The sequence below is a fragment of the Vibrio sp. 10N.286.55.E10 genome (assembly GCF_002872555.1).
GTDB classification, from domain to species: domain Bacteria; phylum Pseudomonadota; class Gammaproteobacteria; order Enterobacterales; family Vibrionaceae; genus Vibrio; species Vibrio crassostreae.
In genome coordinates this window covers 112,510-130,532 of the sequence record NZ_MCSD01000004.1, presented here as the reverse complement: position 1 = coordinate 130,532, position 18,023 = coordinate 112,510, and the positions used below count along the sequence as shown (strand labels likewise).

Sequence of the window (18,023 nt, the reverse complement as noted above, 5' to 3'; positions counted from 1 at the left end):
TATTGTTAGTACCGACACCCTACTACTGGCGGCATTTATGAGCAAGATTTTCTCGATGACATATTTTTTTCATGAATGATGCAATTTTTTCCATCTAAAACCTGTCTCTATTCGTACATTCAAAATCGAATGAGAAGAACGTCAAGATGAGGTATCTATGAATAAATTATCTAAAATATTGGTATCACTCGTGGTTGCGCTACCACTGATTTCGCTGTTTGTAAGCCAGACTGGCACTGCCAATACAATGGATAAAACAGCTAATTCAGGTAAAAGTGAAATCGCGACACTGGCTGGTGGTTGTTTTTGGTGTACAGAATCCGACCTAGAAAAGCTGACAGGCGTCACTGACGTTATCTCTGGGTACTCTGGTGGTAAACTAGAAAACCCAACCTACAAACAAGTATCCTCAGGCAAGTCTGGTCACATCGAAGTGATCAACGTGACTTACAACCCTGATGTTGTTAGCTATGAACAGGTTCTTGACCAATTCTTCAGACACATCGACCCAACCGATGACAAAGGTTCATTTGTAGACCGAGGTCCTCAATATCGACCAGCTATTTTCTATCATAACCAAGCACAAAAAGATGTTGCTCAGAACTTCATGATGGAGATCGACAAAGCTAATATCTTTGGTGAACCACTAAAAACAGAACTGATTGAATTTGAAAAATTCTGGCCAGCGGAAGACTATCACCAAGACTATTACAAGAAGAGTAAAGTTCGTTATAACTACTACCGCTACGCATCAGGTCGTGACCAGTACTTAGATAAAATCTTCGGGGACGATAGAAAGGACAACCCACAAACACTCCGTCAGATCATCGATGGTAAGAATGCGACAGCCAATGCTAAAACCTACGTTAAGCCGTCTGACGCGGAGATCAAAGCCAAGCTAACGGCACTTCAGTACGATGTAACGCAAGATGACGCGACAGAACGCCCGTTTGATAACAAATACTGGGATAACAAACAGGAAGGTATCTACGTCGACATCGTTACTGGTGAGCCGTTGTTCTCTTCAAAAGACAAATACAAATCAGGTACAGGTTGGCCGAGCTTCACGCAACCAATCAGTGAGGCTTATGTCGTAACCACTACCGACTACAAGTTGCTTTACCCAAGAACCGAGGTCCGCAGTAAATTTGGTGATTCTCATCTAGGTCATGTATTTAAAGATGGCCCTAAACCTACAGGTTTACGTTACTGCATGAACTCAGCCGCAATGCGCTTTATCCCTGCGGATAAATTAGCGGAAGAAGGCTACGAAGAATACGTTGAGATGTTTGAGGGCTAAGCACTCAGCAACTAACGCGAAACCTGTAACAACAAAGCCAGCATATCGCTGGCTTTACTTTTTCTAGTTCACAAACAAGAGCACTCTCCCTAGCCAGTTAGAACTGTATCTTCTGGATACTTGAGTAATGAAGGTTCAGGGCGAGCCAACATGTACGCCAAAGTCAAAGGACCGATACGTCCAATAACCATCACAACAATCATGATGTATTTGCCAGGCTCAGTTAGGTTCGCAGTTAACCCTGCCGTCAACCCTACCGTTGCAAAGGCTGAAATCACCTCAAACATGACTCGATCAAACGCTGCCTTTTCAGTAAGCATTAACAAAAACATCGAGGTGGTTAATAACGCCCCACTTACCACAATAATGGCCAACGACTTTGTTACTGCTTGCCAAGTTACAGTGCGCTTAAACATCACTACATGTTTTTTCTGACGTAAGAACGTCCAAGTCGCTACAAATGCAACCGCAAATGTTGATACCTTAATACCGCCACCTGTTGAGGTAGAGCCAGCACCAATCAACATCAACACGATCATCACCAATAAAGCAGGCTGTGTGTATTGAGATAAATCCACACTGTTAAAGCCAGCAGTACGAGCACTTGCCGATTGGAAAAATGCCGCTAGCCACTGACCTTGTGTCGATAGCCCTTCCATGGTCGCGGAGTTGTTTCGCTCCAACAGCCAGAACAATACCGTACCCACTAATAATAGAGTCGGTGTTGCGGTCAGCATTATCTTGGTGTGTAAATGTAGATGTCTGAAACCTTTACGCCAATTGCTTGATAGGTCACCTACTACCGTGAAGCCTAAACCACCAAAAATGAACAGAGCCGCGAGCGTAAAGATCACTAATGGGTCGTCAACAAAGCTCATCATACTGTCTGAAAACAGAGCAAAGCCTGCGTTATTGAAGGCTGATATCGCATGAAAAAGTGCGTAAAAACTTCCGGTTGACCATCCCATCTCAGGAACCCATCGGAAACAGAGTAATACAAAACCAATAAATTCAGCCACTAGCGCAAAGATAATGATCTTCTTGACCAGTTTTCGAAGATTGATCTTACGATCTTGACCCAATGCTTCCTTGGCTAATGCTTGTTGCTTCAGGCTTAAGCGAACACCAAACATGTAGAGCAGTACCGCAGATAGGGTCATCTGCCCTAACCCGCCCACTTGCATCAAGAACATCAGCAAGATTTTTCCAGCCAAAGTGAAGTGCTCACCCGTATCGACTACACCCAAACCTGTCACACTGATCGCGGAAGTCGCGGTAAACAACGCATCTGTAAAGCTAAGTCCTGTAACAGAAAAAACAGGCATCGTCAGAAGTATGGCCGAAGGGATAAGAACACCTAAGAAACTAGTCAGAATAATCTTAGGTTCAGAGCCTTTACGTGGCTTTTCATCTCTCTTAAGCGTGTAGAAAGTACCTTTTCGTTCTAACGAATTCATACTATTACCTTATAACCCATTGCCGGTTACCAATTACGTAATTTTCTAGACAAGGTCTCTTTCGGCCCTGCAATGATCACTACATCACCGATTTCTAAACTCACATCCAGTTCCGGTGCTTTGGTTAAGTTTGGGCCACGCTTGAAGCCAAGAACTTCAACGCCAATCTCTTTGCACAGCTTGAGTTCGCTAAGTTGTTTACCCAACAACTTGGCACCGATAACAATTTCGGTCATCGCTAAACCACTGCCTAGGTCGATAAACTCAAGAACGCGTCTATCTAACATCTTGCGCGCAACACGAATACCCATATCGCGCTCTGGCATGATGATATGGTCAGCACCAATCTTAGAGAGGATCTTACCGTGGAACTTATCGTTCGCCTTCACCCAGACGGCTTTTGCGCCTGACTCTTTCACCACCAAAGTGGTTAGAATGCTCGAGTTAACATCAGAGCCAATCGACACCATCACCATGTCATAATCGTCTAGCCTTAACTCTTTTACCGTTTCTTCGCTCGTACAGTTAGCAACAATCGCTTGTGAAACAAAAGCCGCGGCTTCTTTCACTCGCTCTTCATCAATATCGACGGCTAGTACCTGCGCCCCTGAACTTTGCAGCTCTTTGCATACAGATAACCCAAAACGCCCTAAACCGATAACTGCATATTGTTTGTCGCTCATTTGAAATCCTGTTGAGAAATTTTAATTACACGGGATAGCCAAACCTACATTAGTTTCTATCTCAAAAAAAGTTAGTTTTTCAATAATAAGGTTATACTAGTGTCATAATCGCTTGATTTATAAAGGTAGAGAACAACTCCAGTTTCTGCTAATTTCCAATTCATAATTTCTGCGGCAGCACACACAATGAATGAATTCTTAACCCAAGTACAAACCTACATTAACCAGAGCCATAGTGATTGGGCGAACAGTGTCTTATTCATCACTATTGCGAGTTTTCTTGCTTGGGTAGCTTGGCGAATTGTCCACAATCGCTTAGAAATTCTGGTTCAGAAAACCCCTTTCCACTGGGATGATCTGCTACTAGAAGCACTGAAAACCCCAGTCAGTACGTTACTTTGGTGTTGGCCAGCCACGGTCTCTATCGGGCTGATCCTCCAAGACCAGTTTGGTAACGAAATCAACTGGTTAAAAACGTTAAAACACATTTTGATCATATGTACCTTCGTTTGGTTTACCTTACGAATGATCACCAACACTGAAGCATATGTCTTAGAGCAAAAAACCAGAGACGAAACCACAGTACAAGCTATCGCGAAAGTCGCTCGCCTGTTCTTTATGGTCATGGGCGGCCTGACAGTCATGCAAGCGTTTGGACTCAGCCTGTCTGGCCTTCTGACCTTTGGTGGTGTGGGTGGTTTGATTGTCGGTTTGGCAGCAAAAGATCTACTCTCGAACTTCTTTGGTGGCATGATGATCTACTTCGACCGACCTTTTAAAGTCGGTGATTGGATTCGCTCTCCCGATCGTCAAATCGAAGGTACTGTCGAACGTATTGGTTGGCGCATGACCATCATCCGCACCTTCGATAAACGCCCTTTGTACGTGCCAAACTCGGTTTTCAGTAACATTGTGGTAGAGAACCCATCAAGAATGCTGAACCGCCGAATCAATGAAACCTTTGGGCTTCGTTACCAAGACGCGAGCAAGTTAGCTGCTATTGTGGATGACGTAAAAGCCATGCTTGAAACGCACCCTGATATCGATGCCAAACAGACGTTGATGGTTAACTTTGACAAGTTTGGGCCATCAACACTTAATTTCTTTATCTACACCTTCACTAAGACCGTCAACTGGGTGAGATACCATGAAGTTAAGCAGGATGTGCTACTGCAGGTGCTAGCAATTATTCACAAACATAATGCGGATATCGCCTTCCCAACGCAAACACTTAAAATCGACCCGCAAGGTTTTAGCGAAGCTCAAGACATAGTCATTTCCAATCCAGGGGGTCATCGATAAGTAAATTTTTTATCGATAAATAATAACGGTGAAGCGTGGTAACATGACGCCAGTATTTTAAGGCACCCAATTACCACGATATGATTTTACCTGTCATTCTAGCCGGCGGCTCTGGTAGCCGCCTCTGGCCACTGTCTCGCGAGCTTTACCCTAAGCAGTTCCTCAACATCGCAGATGAGCAATCTATGCTTCAGCAAACCCTTTTGCGTTTGCAAGGCCTTGAAGCGCACTTAAGTGATACCGAGTGTGCCGCTCCCTTCATCATCTGTAACGAAGAACACCGCTTTATCGCTGCAGAGCAAGCTCGATCGGCTAATAACCAACACGGTGGTATTCTGTTAGAGCCTGTAGGTCGAAACACAGCGCCCGCCATCGCACTTGCAGCCTTACAGGCCTTAAGTCACTCGAACAGCAACCAACAGAACAAGTCAGACCCAATATTATTGGTACTGGCAGCCGATCATCACATCGCCAAAACGACCGAATTTCAGCAAACGGTAGCGAGGGGTGTCGAATACGCGAAACAAGGCAAACTGGTCACATTTGGTATTACTCCCAACGCTCCAGAAACTGGCTATGGTTATATCAAACAAGGAAAGCCACTCTCCCACCATGCTTTTGCCATTGAATGTTTCGTTGAAAAACCTGACCTAGCCACCGCAGAGAAATACATTAGTTCAGGACAGCACCTCTGGAACAGCGGCATGTTCATGTTTAGAGCATCACGCTACCTTGAAGAACTTGCTGAACATCGTCCAGAGATCTTAGCGGCCTGTAAACTCGCTCTCGCGACACAAAACACCGACCTCGACTTTATCCGTATTGACGCCGAAGCATTCAAAAGCAGTCCGAGTGACTCTATCGACTATGCCGTGATGGAAAAAACGTCACACGCTGCAGTAATTCCTATGGATGTTGGTTGGAATGATATTGGTTCATGGTCTGCCATCTGGGATGTCAGTGATAAGGACGAGCACAACAACGTGATTGAAGGCGATGTGTTAACTGTCGATTCTCAGCACAACTATATTCATGCCGAAAATAAATTGGTTGCGACTGTGGGTGTCGAAAACCTGATTATTGTCGAAACCAAAGACGCTATATTGGTTGCGAATAAAGACAAAGTTCAAGGCATAAAATCGATTGTTAGTCAGCTGAACCAAGCTGGTCGCACAGAACATGTTCATCACCGTGAGGTGTTTAGACCTTGGGGTAAATACGATGTAATCGACCTAGGTAAACGCGACAAAGTAAAACGTATCACCGTAAAACCCGGTCATAAGTTATCGCTACAAATGCATCACCATAGAGCGGAACACTGGGTTGTCGTAGCGGGCATCGCGAAGGTGACTAATGATGAGAAAACTTACCTAGTCGAAGAAGACCAATCCACCTACATTCCATTGGGACATGTTCATAGCTTAGAAAACCCAGGCGAACTGCCACTCGAAATGATCGAGGTACAAACCGGCAGCCATTTGAGCGAAGGCGACATCATTCGATATCAAGACAGTTATGGGCGAGACGTGAAATGCGAACAACCTGACTCATCTCAAATCATCAAATCGAACTAAAGCAGCGACAAATCGATGAAATCACCATTAGACTTGAGCTGCTTTAAGAATAACGATATCCGCGGCATCATTGGTCAACAAATCAATGAACATTTCGCCTTTCTGTTTGGAAAAGCATTTGGCGAACACGTACTTTGTGCTTCAACTGAAACGTCACTCTACGACTCAGCTCAGGTAGTGATTGGCCGTGATAACCGCGAAACGTCCCTTTCATTACAAAAAGCTATCACCAAAGGCTTAAACGAGTCTGGCATAAGCGTGATCGATCTCGGTATGACAGGCACTGAAGAGATTTACTTTGCGACTCGCCACCTACAAGCAATAGGCGGAATTCAAATTACAGCAAGCCACAATCCAATCAATTACAACGGAATGAAATTAGTCGGTGCAGATGCGAGTCCGATTAGTAAAAACAGTGGTTTAGATACAATCAAACAGCGTATTGAAGTTCTGGGTCAAGAGCTGAAAAACGGTATAACTATCAGTAGAGTGCTACCTTCTGATTCTTGCAGAAAGGCCAATATTCTTGCTCCGTACGTCGAGCACCTACTCTCGTATATAACCCCATCAAAGCTGTCACCGATGAAGATTGTGGTTAATGCTGGGAACGGTGTTGCAGGGCATGTCATTGACGCGTTAGAGGAGAGGTTTAACGAACTGAATGTTCCTATCTCTTTCATCAAGGTTCATCACACTCCTGATGGGAAATTCCCTAATGGTATTCCAAACCCCTTAATCAAAGAAAACCAGATTGCGACACGAGATGCTGTGCTAGCTCATTCCGCCGACCTTGGTATCGCATGGGATGGAGATTTTGATCGTTGTTTTTTCTTCGATGAAAAAGGCAATTACATTGAGGGTTACTACATCGTCGGCCTGCTAACCGAAGCCTTCTTGCTGAAAGACTCCAATGCGACTGTACTACACGACATGCGCATGACATGGAATACAATAGAGGTTGCAGAAAGACTAGGTGGAAACGCTGTTGGCGTAAAAGCTGGGCATGCTTTGATCAAAGAGAAAATGCGAAAGCTCAACGCAGTGTACGGTGGTGAAATGAGCGCACACCATTATTTCCGTGATTTTGGATATTGTGATTCAGGCATGATTCCTTGGCTACTGGTTATCGAACTAATTTCGAAGACTCAACAATCTCTTCACCAATTGACGTGTACCAGTATGTTTAAATTCCCCTCTTCCGGAGAGATAAATCGCAGAGTTTCAGATCCCAACCGAGTTATAGCTTCTGTTTTAGAACACTATAAAAAGGGCGCCGTTGCGGTAGACTTCATCGATGGTATCAGTGTGAATATGGGAACATGGCGCTTCAATCTGAGAAAATCGAATACAGAACCATTGATACGCCTCAATGTTGAAACCCAAAAAGATAAAGCTTTGTTGTCACATAAAGTCGAAGAGCTACTGTCTTTTCTCATTTAAGAGTACAAAGTGCTTCCAATTTGCTCCTAAGAGCAACAAAAAAGCCCTTACTAGCGATTGCTAATAAGGGCTTTGAATTTTCAGTAGCTTAGTTGCTGACTGTAATTAGTCTATTTGTTGCGACGAGCTTCAACAGCATCTGCCAGTTGACGAAGTACTGTCTCTGTGTCTTCCCAACCAATACATGCATCAGTAACAGATTGACCGTAAGTTGCAGCTTTGCCATCAACCAAGTCTTGACGACCTTCAACAAGGTGAGATTCGATCATCACACCAAAGATAGCTTTATCACCACCAGAGATCTGTGTGCTTACGTCATCAGATACGTTCATTTGACGTTTGAACTGCTTAGAGCTGTTTGCGTGGCTGAAATCGATCATCACTTTTTGTGGAAGACCTGAAGCTGCTAGCTCTTCTTTAATCTTACCAACGTGTTCTGCACTGTAGTTTGGCTCTTTACCACCGCGTAGGATGATATGACAATCAGGGTTACCTGCTGTCTCTACGATAGCTGAGTGGCCGTATTTAGTTACAGACAAGAAGTGGTGAGAAGCGCTAGCAGAACGGATTGCGTCCGTTGCGATCTTAATGTTGCCATCTGTGCCATTCTTAAAGCCAACAGGGCAAGACAGACCAGAAGCCAATTCACGGTGAACTTGAGATTCAGTAGTACGCGCGCCGATTGCACCCCAGCTGATTAGGTCAGCAACGTATTGAGGTGTGATCATATCTAAGAATTCACTTGCTGTCGGCATGCCCATGTCAGTTAGGTCAAGCAGTAGCTTGCGTCCTAGACGAAGGCCATCATTTAGTTTGAACGTATCGTTCATGTACGGGTCGTTGATTAGACCTTTCCAACCTACCGTTGTGCGTGGCTTTTCAAAGTAAACGCGCATTACGATTTCAAGCTTGTCACCGAGTTCGTCGCGTAACACTTTCAAACGCTTGCCGTACTCAAGAGCAGCTTCAGTATCATGAATAGAACATGGACCTACAATAACGAGTAAGCGATCATCGGTTTCTTCTAAAATATTATGAATCGCTTTACGGCTTTCAAAGGTTGTAGAAGAAGCAACTTCTGTCGCTGGAAACTTTTCTAAAACAGCAACAGGTGGTAATAACTCTTTTACTTTGTTAATTCTTACATCATCAGTCTGGAACATTGCTTACTTCTTCCTTTTTTCTATCCTTGAGCTGAATGTACGTTATCTCACGTAACTTTCCATCAGCACATATCTTCTTGTTCCCTGTAACTTAACTAGTAAAAACTCTAGTTTCAATCACTAATTTAAAAAAAACGCAATTTTTTTTGTGTTTTATATTTAAAACACCCCGTATAACATTATTTACACGCTATCGATTGCGCAATTTAAGGCCGAATAGGATTCTATGTTATTCGAATTGTCCTACGCCCCTAATCCACGACTGAAGCTGAAAACAAAAAAAGCTCACGAGATCAGCGTGAGCTTTTATTTAATTACATTTTTTTCAATGGCTTGACGACACTATCAAGTCCTTCAATTTTCAGAGCAAGGCACAGCTTTAATAGGTCACCCAGTTCACCAGACGGAAAGCCTTTTTTATCGAACCACAGTAAATATTCTTCAGGTAAATCGATCAATGTACGACCAGCGTATTTGCCAAAAGGCATCTGCATTCTGGCAAGTTTGATCAGGTTCTCTTTTTCTAGCATTACAGGCTCTTTCTATGCGTCATCGGTTCTCTGTAGAGTATCACCTAAACGTTCAACCCAATAGTTGATCGCATCTTTGGCATCGTCTAGAGAATCGATCATGGTCGAAAAGTCTTTGTTCCCAGCTTCGCGATCGATTGCAGCGAACAATGGCGTCCCCTCTTGAGCATCACTCACTAATAGCTCAACACTGGCGCTCCCAACGTTTGTGTGTTCGCCTATTGCCACCTTAGAAATGGTGGACATCGCAAGACCAAATGGCAGAACGCTGCTCGTCACGGCTAAGATAGGGTTTGGAGTTTCAACGTTGCTCAACGCGATACTCAGGCGCAACGTCTTACCCGTGGGTGCATCGACAATTGTTTTATGAGGCGATATTTTCTCTTCCAAGCGTGAAACCATGTGATCAGTAAGCTCTTGAACCTCTTCTTGATCGAGCGAACCTTCTTCTACAAGCACAAAGATCTGATCAATGACCACAGAATCATAGTCGTCTAACTTAGATTTCAAACGTTGTGCGTCACGCAGGCCGATTCTAGCCCAAACTAAGTCAACACCACCATCAGGACCTGGCTGAAAATCTTCATAGCTGGTGAACTTGGTTGCTGTTTTAATTGGACCGCCTGCACAACCAAACAAAAAAATGCTGGTTGCAACAAGCAAGAGAAGTTTTAAAGCTTTCATAGCGCACTTACATTAAATTGAATAATCTAGATAAGTATGCCATACCCTATGTGAAAAGATTGTAGAAAAGGGGGTTAAAACTCAGAGCTAGCTCTAAAATTAGTCATGCTGCACGGTGTGAGCATACTCTACAATCACCTGATTTCCTTCGATATAAGCGTTTTGAATCTCGCCATCAACACTCATTCTACTTTTCAAATACACCACTTTAGGTCCAGACTCATTGCCTTCTTTAAGTGAAGGGAACACATTTCTAGGTTCTAAATGAAGTAAACGGCAAAAGTGGCTAATGAAAGACATGGTCAATGGCGTCTCTCCTCGCAGTACATTTGAGAAATCAAGCTGGTTCATTCCTAGCTTTTTTGAAAACTCCATCTGCGTAATTCGCATTCGCGATTTTTGTGACATCCACGTTTGATACAACGCATCTCTGTCTTGTTCTGTGAATTCCATACCGACTCCTTTATATAATTCATACCAATCAATTGTCCGTTTTTTCATACATGACATGTCAGAGTTCGGTTAGTGGAAACCAAAGGTTTGGTTTTGATATGAGCACTATTGTTCTATAGAACGAAACACAAAGACTCAAAACATTCACAAAAACGATTAGAGCAAATACTTTCTTTATTTATATCAATAATTTATACGTTAACTAACGAAACATATAGCAAGTTAATTTGTATTAAGAATTAAAAGTTCGAGATTAGCATTCCACATTTCAATCTATTGATTCGCATTTATAAAACTGGTTGGCTACATTCCGTTTGCTTAAACGCACTTCTGGCAAACTATTTGAAAGAATAGGACGCAAAGCCACCGGTCTGTCGACAAATATTCTGTCTATGATAGCGGGGCCGCCACTTAATAGGATTTAAGTGCACATGCATGCCGGAGTGTTCTCTTTTTTGTCGGCCAAATACAGTAAGGACAAATAATGAAACAACTCCCAAAAAAATCACTCATCGCTCTGTCGCTACTAAGTGTTAGCGGTGCAAGCTTCGGCCACGGTTATGTTTCGGCATACGATAATGGCGTTGCTGAGAGCCGTGTTGCCCTATGTAAGTTCCCTGCGAGTGACACACAACAGAAAAACACCGACTGTGGTGGTATCCAATACGAACCACAAAGTGTGGAAGGCCCTGAAGGTTTCCCTGAAGTCGGCCCTGTCGATGGAAAAATCGCCAGTGCAGAATCTTCTTTAGCGGCAGCGCTAGACGAGCAAACAGCCGATCGCTGGGTTAAACGCCCTATCAAGTCAGGTTCTCAATATTTTGAGTGGACGTTTACAGCCAACCACAAAACCCGCGATTGGAAATACTACATTACGCAACCTGACTGGAATCCAAACCAACCTTTGGCACGCAGCTCTTTTGATTTAACACCATTCTGTGTTGTTGAAGGCAATATGGAACAACCACCGATGCAAGTAAGCCACTTGTGTAATGTTCCAGAACGCGAAGGTTATCAAGTGATCCTTGCAGTATGGGACGTGGGTGACACTGCTGCAGCTTTCTACAATGTTATCGATGTGAAATTTGATGGCGACGGCCCTATTATTCCGGATTGGGATCAAGGCGGTCAGATCAACCCAACTCAAGATCTGAACGTTGGTGACGCTGTCTACACTCGTGTCTTCGATCAATCTGGTGAGAACGCTTCCTACAGCACAGAGCTAGTGATTGAAAGCAACGAGCAAGGCAAAGCAAACAACTGGTCTTACGCTCTTGCCTCTAAGATCAACCAAGAGCAGGCGCAAATCAAAGCAGGTCAATTAAACGGCCAAGGCGATTTCGCTCCTGTATACGGTTCGAACCCTATTTACTTAAAGGCAGGTTCAGGCTTTAACAGCGTCGAGATCGGTTACAAGATTGATACTCCAGAACCAGACCATGAGCTAGAAGTGACTGGCTTAGAGTCTGAGTACATTATCGATGAAAACCAGCCAACACAGCTTGACCTTACTCTAGCGGCAACAGGCGATATTCAAGCTGAATTGACTGTGTACAATCATCATCGTGAAGCGCTTGCCTCTCAAAAATCTGAATTAGCAGACGGACAAGTGGAAGATGTTCAACTGACTTTGTCTAAATCAGAAGCTGGCCACCACATGCTTGTGGTTGTGACGAAAGATGACCAAGGTAACTTAGTGGATCAGAACACGCTTGATTTCCACCTGATGGATGAGCAAACACCTCCACCAGCAGGCGACTACGACTTCGTGTTCCCAGGAAGCATTGAGTCTTACACTGCCGGTACTAAAGTACTAAGTAGCGATGGTGGCGTTTATCAGTGTAAAGAGTTCCCATACTCTGGCTACTGTGTTCAATGGGCTCCAACAGCAACTCAGTACGAACCAGGTGTAGGTTCACACTGGCAAGATGCTTGGAACAAAGTGGACTAATTGATCACTAGAGACTCACTATTAATAGATGAGTGTTGGTAATCAACCAAACAAAAACGGATGCCTAGCGCATCCGTTTTCTTGCTCTAAAACACCTGAAAGGTCAGTTATCAAAGTAGATAGTGGTCGGCCAACAGAGCTACGAACAAGAGCATAAGATGATAGATAGAAAACTTGAAGGTCTTCATCGCCATGTTGGGCTCATCACGATACTTAAGTACCCATGCGTGATAAACAAAGCCACCGTTTAGTACCAAAGAGGCGCTCAAGTATATCCAGCTACTCATACCAACCAACACGGGCAATACGCATACAATGCTAAGCAGCAAGGTATACAGCAGAATTGACGTCTTGGTATAGGCTATCCCGTGAGTCACAGGCAGCATCGGAATATCTACCTTGGCGTACTCGTCACGACGATGAATCGCAAGTGCCCAAAAGTGAGGAGGCGTCCAGATAAAGATGATCATCACCAGCAACCATGCACTTGAATGCAGCTCATTAGTAACTGCCGTCCAACCCAACAGCGGAGGCATTGCGCCTGCAACCCCTGCAATTACAATATTTTGTGGAGTCGCTCGCTTCAGATACATGGTGTAAATCACTGCGTAACCCAACAAGCTCGCAAAGGTTAACCAAGCGGTGAGTTGATTGACCCACACCACAAGCGTGACGAATCCAAGTAAGCCGATACCCGTGGCAAAGCTGAATACACGCACACTACTCAGCTCACCCGATGGTAAAGGACGTCGATTAGTTCGAGTCATCTGGCCGTCGATCTTTTTGTCGATCAAATGATTAAACGCAGCGGCCGATCCCGCCATTAGCCCTATCCCAATCATCCCGAACAGAGTTTGCTGTAAAGGCAATCCATTAGGCACAGCCAAACACATCCCGACTAGTGCGGTCAGCAACATTAACGCCACCACTTTAGGCTTGGTCAGTGTTAAATAGACCTTCCAAACAGCTTTGTTTTTTCCAGCCATTTCACTGTTTGAAGCTTCGTCTTGAACCACCACTTGATGCTGTGTTGACGTTCTACTGACCATGATTACCTCCTTGTAATGCACTATTTTTCACCAAGCTCTCACTTGGTTTGCGTTGCCACACGACAAAATTGGTTACAACCATGCTGAGAAGCAACATCGCTGCGACTAGGTTATGCAAAACCGCGACTGAGATTGGCAGGTGAAACCATACATTGCTGATTCCAAGGCTGATTTGAGTAAGCAAGACTATTACGACAATCACGCTCAGCTGTTGGTGAGGCGCTTGGCCAGACCTCCATAGCTGATACACAACCATCAGCACCGTTAATGTCGCCACAATAGCCCCCAATCGATGCATGACATGTATGGTAAGCCTTGCGGGATATTCCAACACACCAAACTCATAGTTATCATGGCCGTGTTGAGCAAAGTCGAAAGCGTTCTTAAAGTCTAGATAGCTTGTCCAGTTCCCCTCACAAATGGGTAGCTGTGTACACACCAATGCGGCGTAATTTGATGATGTCCACCCACCAAGCAGTATCTGCCCGACCACAATGACTAATCCAAAGAGCGACCAAACTCTAAGTTGTGGAGAATAGGAAGCCTCACCAAAACAGCTTTGGAATTGAGACAAACGACAGTAGAGCAGGCACAGCAGTGACAGCAGCGTGAAGCCCCCCATCAAATGCGCCATCACCACAACAGGCATCAATTTGAGAGTCACAGTCCACATACCCAACAAAGCCTGAAAAATGACAGTGGCGGAAATAAGCAAAGGAAGCCCAATCGAAGTAACATTCTTTTTAATACACCAAGCTACTACAACAAAGATAAGCAGCCCTAATGTCCCTGCAAAGTAGCGATGTATCATCTCAATCCAAGCTTTATCTGCTTCGAGAGCTCGCTCTGGAAATTGCAGGTTGGCTTGATTAACCGCTTGGGCATCTGAGGGCACGGTGATCTTTCCGTAACAACCCGGCCAATCAGGACAGCCAAGGCCAGCATCCGACAAACGTGTATAAGCTCCGAGAACAATCACGGTAAGGGTCAATAAGATAGTTAATCTCATCATGTGGATGAGTAAATCAGGGGCTTTATTCTGCATCGTCTATCTCCCTATACTTATTCCCTTTTCGTTAACAACACTCAGCATTAACGCCATCTGCTAAAACTTATCAAGTTAAGCTTATTAACTACCCAACTCGTGACAGCTTGAGTAGCTTTCTTAAATCATGAATCATGCCTTTGGATTGCCCCACTAACTGCGACGGGTCAGAAACGCTTTTATACTCCATAACTAGCTGCCCTAGTGGGTCAATAATGACAATGGAAGCCGGCGCAAACTCGGTACTTAACTGATCGCCACCAGTTAACAAAGACAAACCGGGCTTATCGAGCGAACCCGATAACGAGTTACCTTCTGAAACAAAAACAACGGCAGTCACACGCTCTTTGTTTTTCCCTAACGCCAAGTAGCTTTGATTCAAATAATGGAGTTGTTGTTCGCACAAGCTTTCGCACTCCACCGGCGCGATATAACCCACTAACCACCCCTCTCCAGCCATGGGTACCGTTACACCGAAATCCGCTAGTGTGGTTCTTGGTTCTACCAATTCCCCCGAGTTAGTGACACCTGAGGTGTACCAATTCTGGTCCAACACGGTTTTAGCGATAATGGCAGGTAAGGCGAAGATCAGAATCAGTCCGATTAATACAAGACGACCACGAGATCGACGCTGTTTAAACGCAGCGAGATTGGCCTCGGTACTTTCCTTGTTCATTTGTACTTGAGATTTATTCATCTTTCTTCCTTGTGGCAGACACTGCCTTTAAAGTCACTATTTCAATTTCAAGTGCCTACTTCTGATTCATATGGCTATTTTTCTTCAAATATCGGAACCCAATCAACAACATCAAAAACAAAAGTACCGCAGCCATTACAAACCATTGAAACGAGTAACCAAAGTGCTTCTCAGACTTCATCGCCGTAGGTCGCCACAACATCTCATAAGGCCATGAATCTAAGCTCTGAGGTTGAAAGATAAACGGCAGCACGTCTTGCCCGGTGTACTCTGATAACGCTGCTATGTTTAAGTTTTGGATTCTATTCGGTGTCGTATTTTCCAAACCCAACTCATGACTTAAAGGATTAACTGAACGTGTATACAAGCGCCCTGACATGTTGGTTGGTAAAGTGACATGTCCAACTTGTGGAAGCTCTCTTCTGTCATTACTTGCTGCAACGAACCCAAGATCGATCAACAGTTGTTTGCTTCCATCTTGTGTTGGAACCTCGCCCAACATGTAAATTACATACCCTACCGTTCCTTGGTTTATCTGGTTGTCTAACAAAACGACCAAACCACTTGGCGTTTCCAGTTCGACATCAACCTTTAAACCATTTAAAAACGGCTGTTCAGATGAATCTTGCGCTTGTGTGCGCGAGTCCTTCCATTCAGAGATAACAATGTCTAAAGATTGCGGCGATTGCTTCGCTCTCTCTATTAATTGTTGCTCATAACGTAATTTCTCGTTACCTCGCTCTAGTTGCCATAAACCCAACTTGATTAAAGCGCCGACTGAAACCACAGTTAAAACAACCGCTATCCAAAAACCTTTACTGCGGAACTTGTGTTCATCATCAATCAATCGGTTTGGAGTTATCACTATGGCGTCATCTACCTTTGTGTTGTTATTTAAAATTGTATTGGTCGCTTTGCTGTTTTTTATCGCTTTCAATTTGATGAAAGGTCTAATCCAAATCGCCTCAGGCAAACAAAATGGCAAAAGACTGAGTCACTTCTTAGGTCGTCGTGTGGTGCTGTCTGCCATCGTTGTGCTATTGCTGTTACTTGCCCTAGCCTCAGGCACCATTACTCCAAATCCAAGGCCTTACTAAGGCTTTCAAGTTGATTAACGTTTTCAAACATATTTATTCTTCCAAGCATGGCTTAAAGCAGCTCAATATGTCGTTAAAGAACATAGACGAACACAAACAACCCTAACCAAACCACATCAACAAAGTGCCAATACCAACTGCCGGCTTGGAAAGCAAAGTGGTCTTTTGGCGTAAAGTGGTCTTTCGCAACCCTTGCCAGTAATACAATCAAAAAGATCGTCCCTAAGCAGACATGCAAACCATGGAAACCAGTCAATAAGAAGAAAGTGTTGCCGTAGATGCCTGATTGAAGGGTCAGCCCCATCTCTTGATAGGCATGGACGTACTCTTCGACTTGGAAAAACAGGAAGAAACCGGCCAGAACAATGGTTATCTCCAACCAGACGATCAAAGCCATACGCTTATTTTGTTCAAGACTGATATGTGCCATATGCAGCGTCACAGAGGAAAGCAGCAGAATTATGGTGTTTTTTAGAGGGATACCTTGCCAAGGCATAGCTTGTGTCGTTACGCCATCAGGTGTCGTGGTCAGTGGCCACATAGATTGGAACATCGGCCACAAGACTTCATGGGTCATTTCATTGTTGCCCGAACCACCAATCCAAGGAACAGAAATCATACGAGCATAGAAAAGCGCACCAAAGAAAGCGCCGAAGAACATGATTTCAGAAAAGATGAACCAGCTCATGCCTTGCCTAAAGGAGCGAGATATCTGCTCGGAATAAACACCACTCAATGATTCCGTAATTACGTTGCTAAACCAACCCGCAAGCATATACAGAAGAACAGCAAATCCGACTAACAACACCGCTTTGCCGAACACGCCACCAGCAGCATCAGTCCCCATGTTTTGCACGGTTAACCCTGCTCCAACAGCAACAAGAAACAGCGCAACGGCACCGACTAATGGCCAGTGGCTTTGATGTGGAACGAAATAAACTTCCTTTTTAGAACTCATCGCTCAACTCCTTTTGTTGATTCTGGTTCCTAGTTACTCGCGATTACATTAGGCTCGGGACTGCTTGATTCCCCGACCACCTCACTCGTGATATTAAACAGCGTATAAGAGAGCGTCAGCGTGTGTATCGAGTCTGGAATGTCTGGCTCTATGTAAAATATCAAACCCATTTCAGCGCTCTTGAACCCGTCAAGTGGCTGCTGATTAAAGCAAAAGCATTCCATCTTGTTGAAGTAGGTCGCTCCCATTCCTGGAGAAACCGATGGTACGGCTTGGCCAACCAATGAGGCTCCAGATAGGTTTTTGGCAATGTAGTTAGTTTGAACCACCTCACCAGGGTGAACCTCTAGCACACGCTCTTCAGGAACAAACTGCCAGGGCATATCAGGTTTGATGTGCGACATAAACTCCACACGAACAGTACGAGAGTAGTCCGGTTGCATCCCCTGAGGTTGAACAGCAGAAACAGTATTAGTTTTACCGTTGATTCCCAACGCCTCACACATCACATCGTAAAGCGGAACCAAAGCGAAACCGAAGCCAAACATCGCCACGACACTCAATACCAAGTAGCCCGTCAGCTTCTTGGTAGATCGCTTAGGTTGTTTTTTATCTATCTCGCTTTGCTTATCATTCATTG

18 protein-coding genes and 1 riboswitch are annotated in these 18,023 nt (G+C 44.3%); of the genes, 6 read left to right on the top strand and 12 right to left on the bottom strand.

Translation table 11 applies throughout. The features are described 5' to 3' along the window. Positions 1-157: 157 nt before the first annotated feature. Positions 158-1,300 carry a peptide-methionine (R)-S-oxide reductase MsrB gene (gene msrB / locus BCV39_RS04185; RefSeq protein ID WP_102431469.1) on the top strand — a complete coding sequence of 381 codons (1,143 nt, stop codon included), beginning with the start codon at positions 158-160 and terminating at the stop codon, positions 1,298-1,300. An 89-nt stretch (positions 1,301-1,389) separates the two neighbouring features. Here the strand turns inward: msrB and BCV39_RS04180 are convergent, their stop codons facing one another. Together BCV39_RS04180 and BCV39_RS04175 are read right to left on the bottom strand one after the other, a co-directional pair. Then, positions 1,390-2,757 (bottom strand): TrkH family potassium uptake protein, encoded by a 1,368-nt coding sequence (locus BCV39_RS04180; protein ID WP_102431468.1) that lies wholly within the window; start codon positions 2,755-2,757, stop codon positions 1,390-1,392. A gap of 26 nt (positions 2,758-2,783) precedes the next feature. Continuing rightward, positions 2,784-3,440, bottom strand: a complete 657-nt coding sequence (locus BCV39_RS04175) for a TrkA family potassium uptake protein (protein ID WP_102431467.1) — start codon at positions 3,438-3,440, stop codon at positions 2,784-2,786. A 186-nt stretch (positions 3,441-3,626) separates the two neighbouring features. Between BCV39_RS04175 and BCV39_RS04170 the strand changes: the two genes are divergently transcribed. From BCV39_RS04170 to BCV39_RS04160, 3 genes are all read left to right on the top strand, one after another. Further along, on the top strand, positions 3,627-4,742 hold the full coding sequence (locus BCV39_RS04170; protein ID WP_102431466.1) for a mechanosensitive ion channel family protein: 1,116 nt from the start codon (positions 3,627-3,629) through the stop codon (positions 4,740-4,742). A gap of 80 nt (positions 4,743-4,822) precedes the next feature. Further along, complete coding sequence (locus BCV39_RS04165) at positions 4,823-6,316, top strand: mannose-1-phosphate guanylyltransferase/mannose-6-phosphate isomerase (protein WP_102431465.1); 1,494 nt, start codon at positions 4,823-4,825, stop codon at positions 6,314-6,316. 15 nt (positions 6,317-6,331) lie between these two features. Then, positions 6,332-7,756 carry a phosphomannomutase CpsG gene (locus BCV39_RS04160; protein WP_102431464.1) on the top strand — a complete coding sequence of 475 codons (1,425 nt, stop codon included), beginning with the start codon at positions 6,332-6,334 and terminating at the stop codon, positions 7,754-7,756. 110 nt (positions 7,757-7,866) lie between these two features. Here the strand turns inward: BCV39_RS04160 and aroG are convergent, their stop codons facing one another. The 4 genes from aroG to BCV39_RS04140 all read right to left on the bottom strand — a co-directional run bounded on the left by aroG (position 7,867) and on the right by BCV39_RS04140 (position 10,586). Then, positions 7,867-8,919 (bottom strand): 3-deoxy-7-phosphoheptulonate synthase AroG, encoded by a 1,053-nt coding sequence (aroG, locus tag BCV39_RS04155; RefSeq protein ID WP_048663341.1) that lies wholly within the window; start codon positions 8,917-8,919, stop codon positions 7,867-7,869. 314 nt (positions 8,920-9,233) lie between these two features. After that, positions 9,234-9,449, bottom strand: a complete 216-nt coding sequence (locus tag BCV39_RS04150; RefSeq protein ID WP_102431463.1) for a DUF3820 family protein — start codon at positions 9,447-9,449, stop codon at positions 9,234-9,236. A gap of 12 nt (positions 9,450-9,461) precedes the next feature. Then, on the bottom strand, positions 9,462-10,133 hold the full coding sequence (locus tag BCV39_RS04145) for a DUF3313 domain-containing protein (RefSeq protein WP_102431462.1): 672 nt from the start codon (positions 10,131-10,133) through the stop codon (positions 9,462-9,464). Positions 10,134-10,232: 99 nt separating this feature from the next. Further along, positions 10,233-10,586, bottom strand: a complete 354-nt coding sequence (locus BCV39_RS04140; protein WP_048659090.1) for a hypothetical protein — start codon at positions 10,584-10,586, stop codon at positions 10,233-10,235. Between the two features lie 322 nt (positions 10,587-10,908). Beyond that, positions 10,909-10,998: riboswitch (cyclic di-GMP riboswitch) on the top strand. Positions 10,999-11,070: 72 nt separating this feature from the next. Between BCV39_RS04140 and gbpA the strand changes: the two genes are divergently transcribed. Next, positions 11,071-12,537, top strand: a complete 1,467-nt coding sequence (gene gbpA / locus BCV39_RS04135; protein ID WP_102431461.1) for an N-acetylglucosamine-binding protein GbpA — start codon at positions 11,071-11,073, stop codon at positions 12,535-12,537. 110 nt (positions 12,538-12,647) lie between these two features. Here gbpA and cyoE read toward each other — a convergent pair whose 3' ends face one another. The 4 genes from cyoE to BCV39_RS04115 form a co-directional block, all read right to left on the bottom strand. Next, positions 12,648-13,586, bottom strand: coding sequence for a heme o synthase (gene cyoE / locus BCV39_RS04130; protein WP_102431460.1), 939 nt, complete (start codon positions 13,584-13,586; stop codon positions 12,648-12,650). After that, on the bottom strand, positions 13,576-14,631 hold the full coding sequence (locus BCV39_RS04125) for a COX15/CtaA family protein (RefSeq protein WP_102431459.1): 1,056 nt from the start codon (positions 14,629-14,631) through the stop codon (positions 13,576-13,578). The genes cyoE and BCV39_RS04125 overlap by 11 nt, the downstream gene beginning before the upstream one ends. A gap of 88 nt (positions 14,632-14,719) precedes the next feature. After that, positions 14,720-15,328 (bottom strand): hypothetical protein, encoded by a 609-nt coding sequence (locus BCV39_RS04120; RefSeq protein ID WP_102431458.1) that lies wholly within the window; start codon positions 15,326-15,328, stop codon positions 14,720-14,722. Between the two features lie 55 nt (positions 15,329-15,383). Next, on the bottom strand, positions 15,384-16,301 hold the full coding sequence (locus BCV39_RS04115; RefSeq protein WP_102431457.1) for an SURF1 family protein: 918 nt from the start codon (positions 16,299-16,301) through the stop codon (positions 15,384-15,386). On the opposite strand from BCV39_RS04115, the gene BCV39_RS04110 reads away from it, so the two are divergent. Next, the gene (locus tag BCV39_RS04110; protein WP_048659084.1) at positions 16,195-16,425 is read left to right on the top strand and encodes a DUF2909 family protein; all 231 of its coding nucleotides are present in this window, start codon (positions 16,195-16,197) and stop codon (positions 16,423-16,425) included. The two genes, BCV39_RS04115 and BCV39_RS04110, sit on opposite strands and share 107 nt — an antisense overlap. A gap of 73 nt (positions 16,426-16,498) precedes the next feature. On the opposite strand, the gene BCV39_RS04105 is transcribed toward BCV39_RS04110, so the two are convergent. Continuing rightward, the gene (locus tag BCV39_RS04105; RefSeq protein ID WP_102321408.1) at positions 16,499-17,383 is read right to left on the bottom strand and encodes a cytochrome c oxidase subunit 3; all 885 of its coding nucleotides are present in this window, start codon (positions 17,381-17,383) and stop codon (positions 16,499-16,501) included. Between the two features lie 29 nt (positions 17,384-17,412). Beyond that, positions 17,413-18,021, bottom strand: coding sequence for a cytochrome c oxidase assembly protein (locus BCV39_RS04100; RefSeq protein WP_102321409.1), 609 nt, complete (start codon positions 18,019-18,021; stop codon positions 17,413-17,415). Positions 18,022-18,023 lie beyond the last annotated feature (2 nt).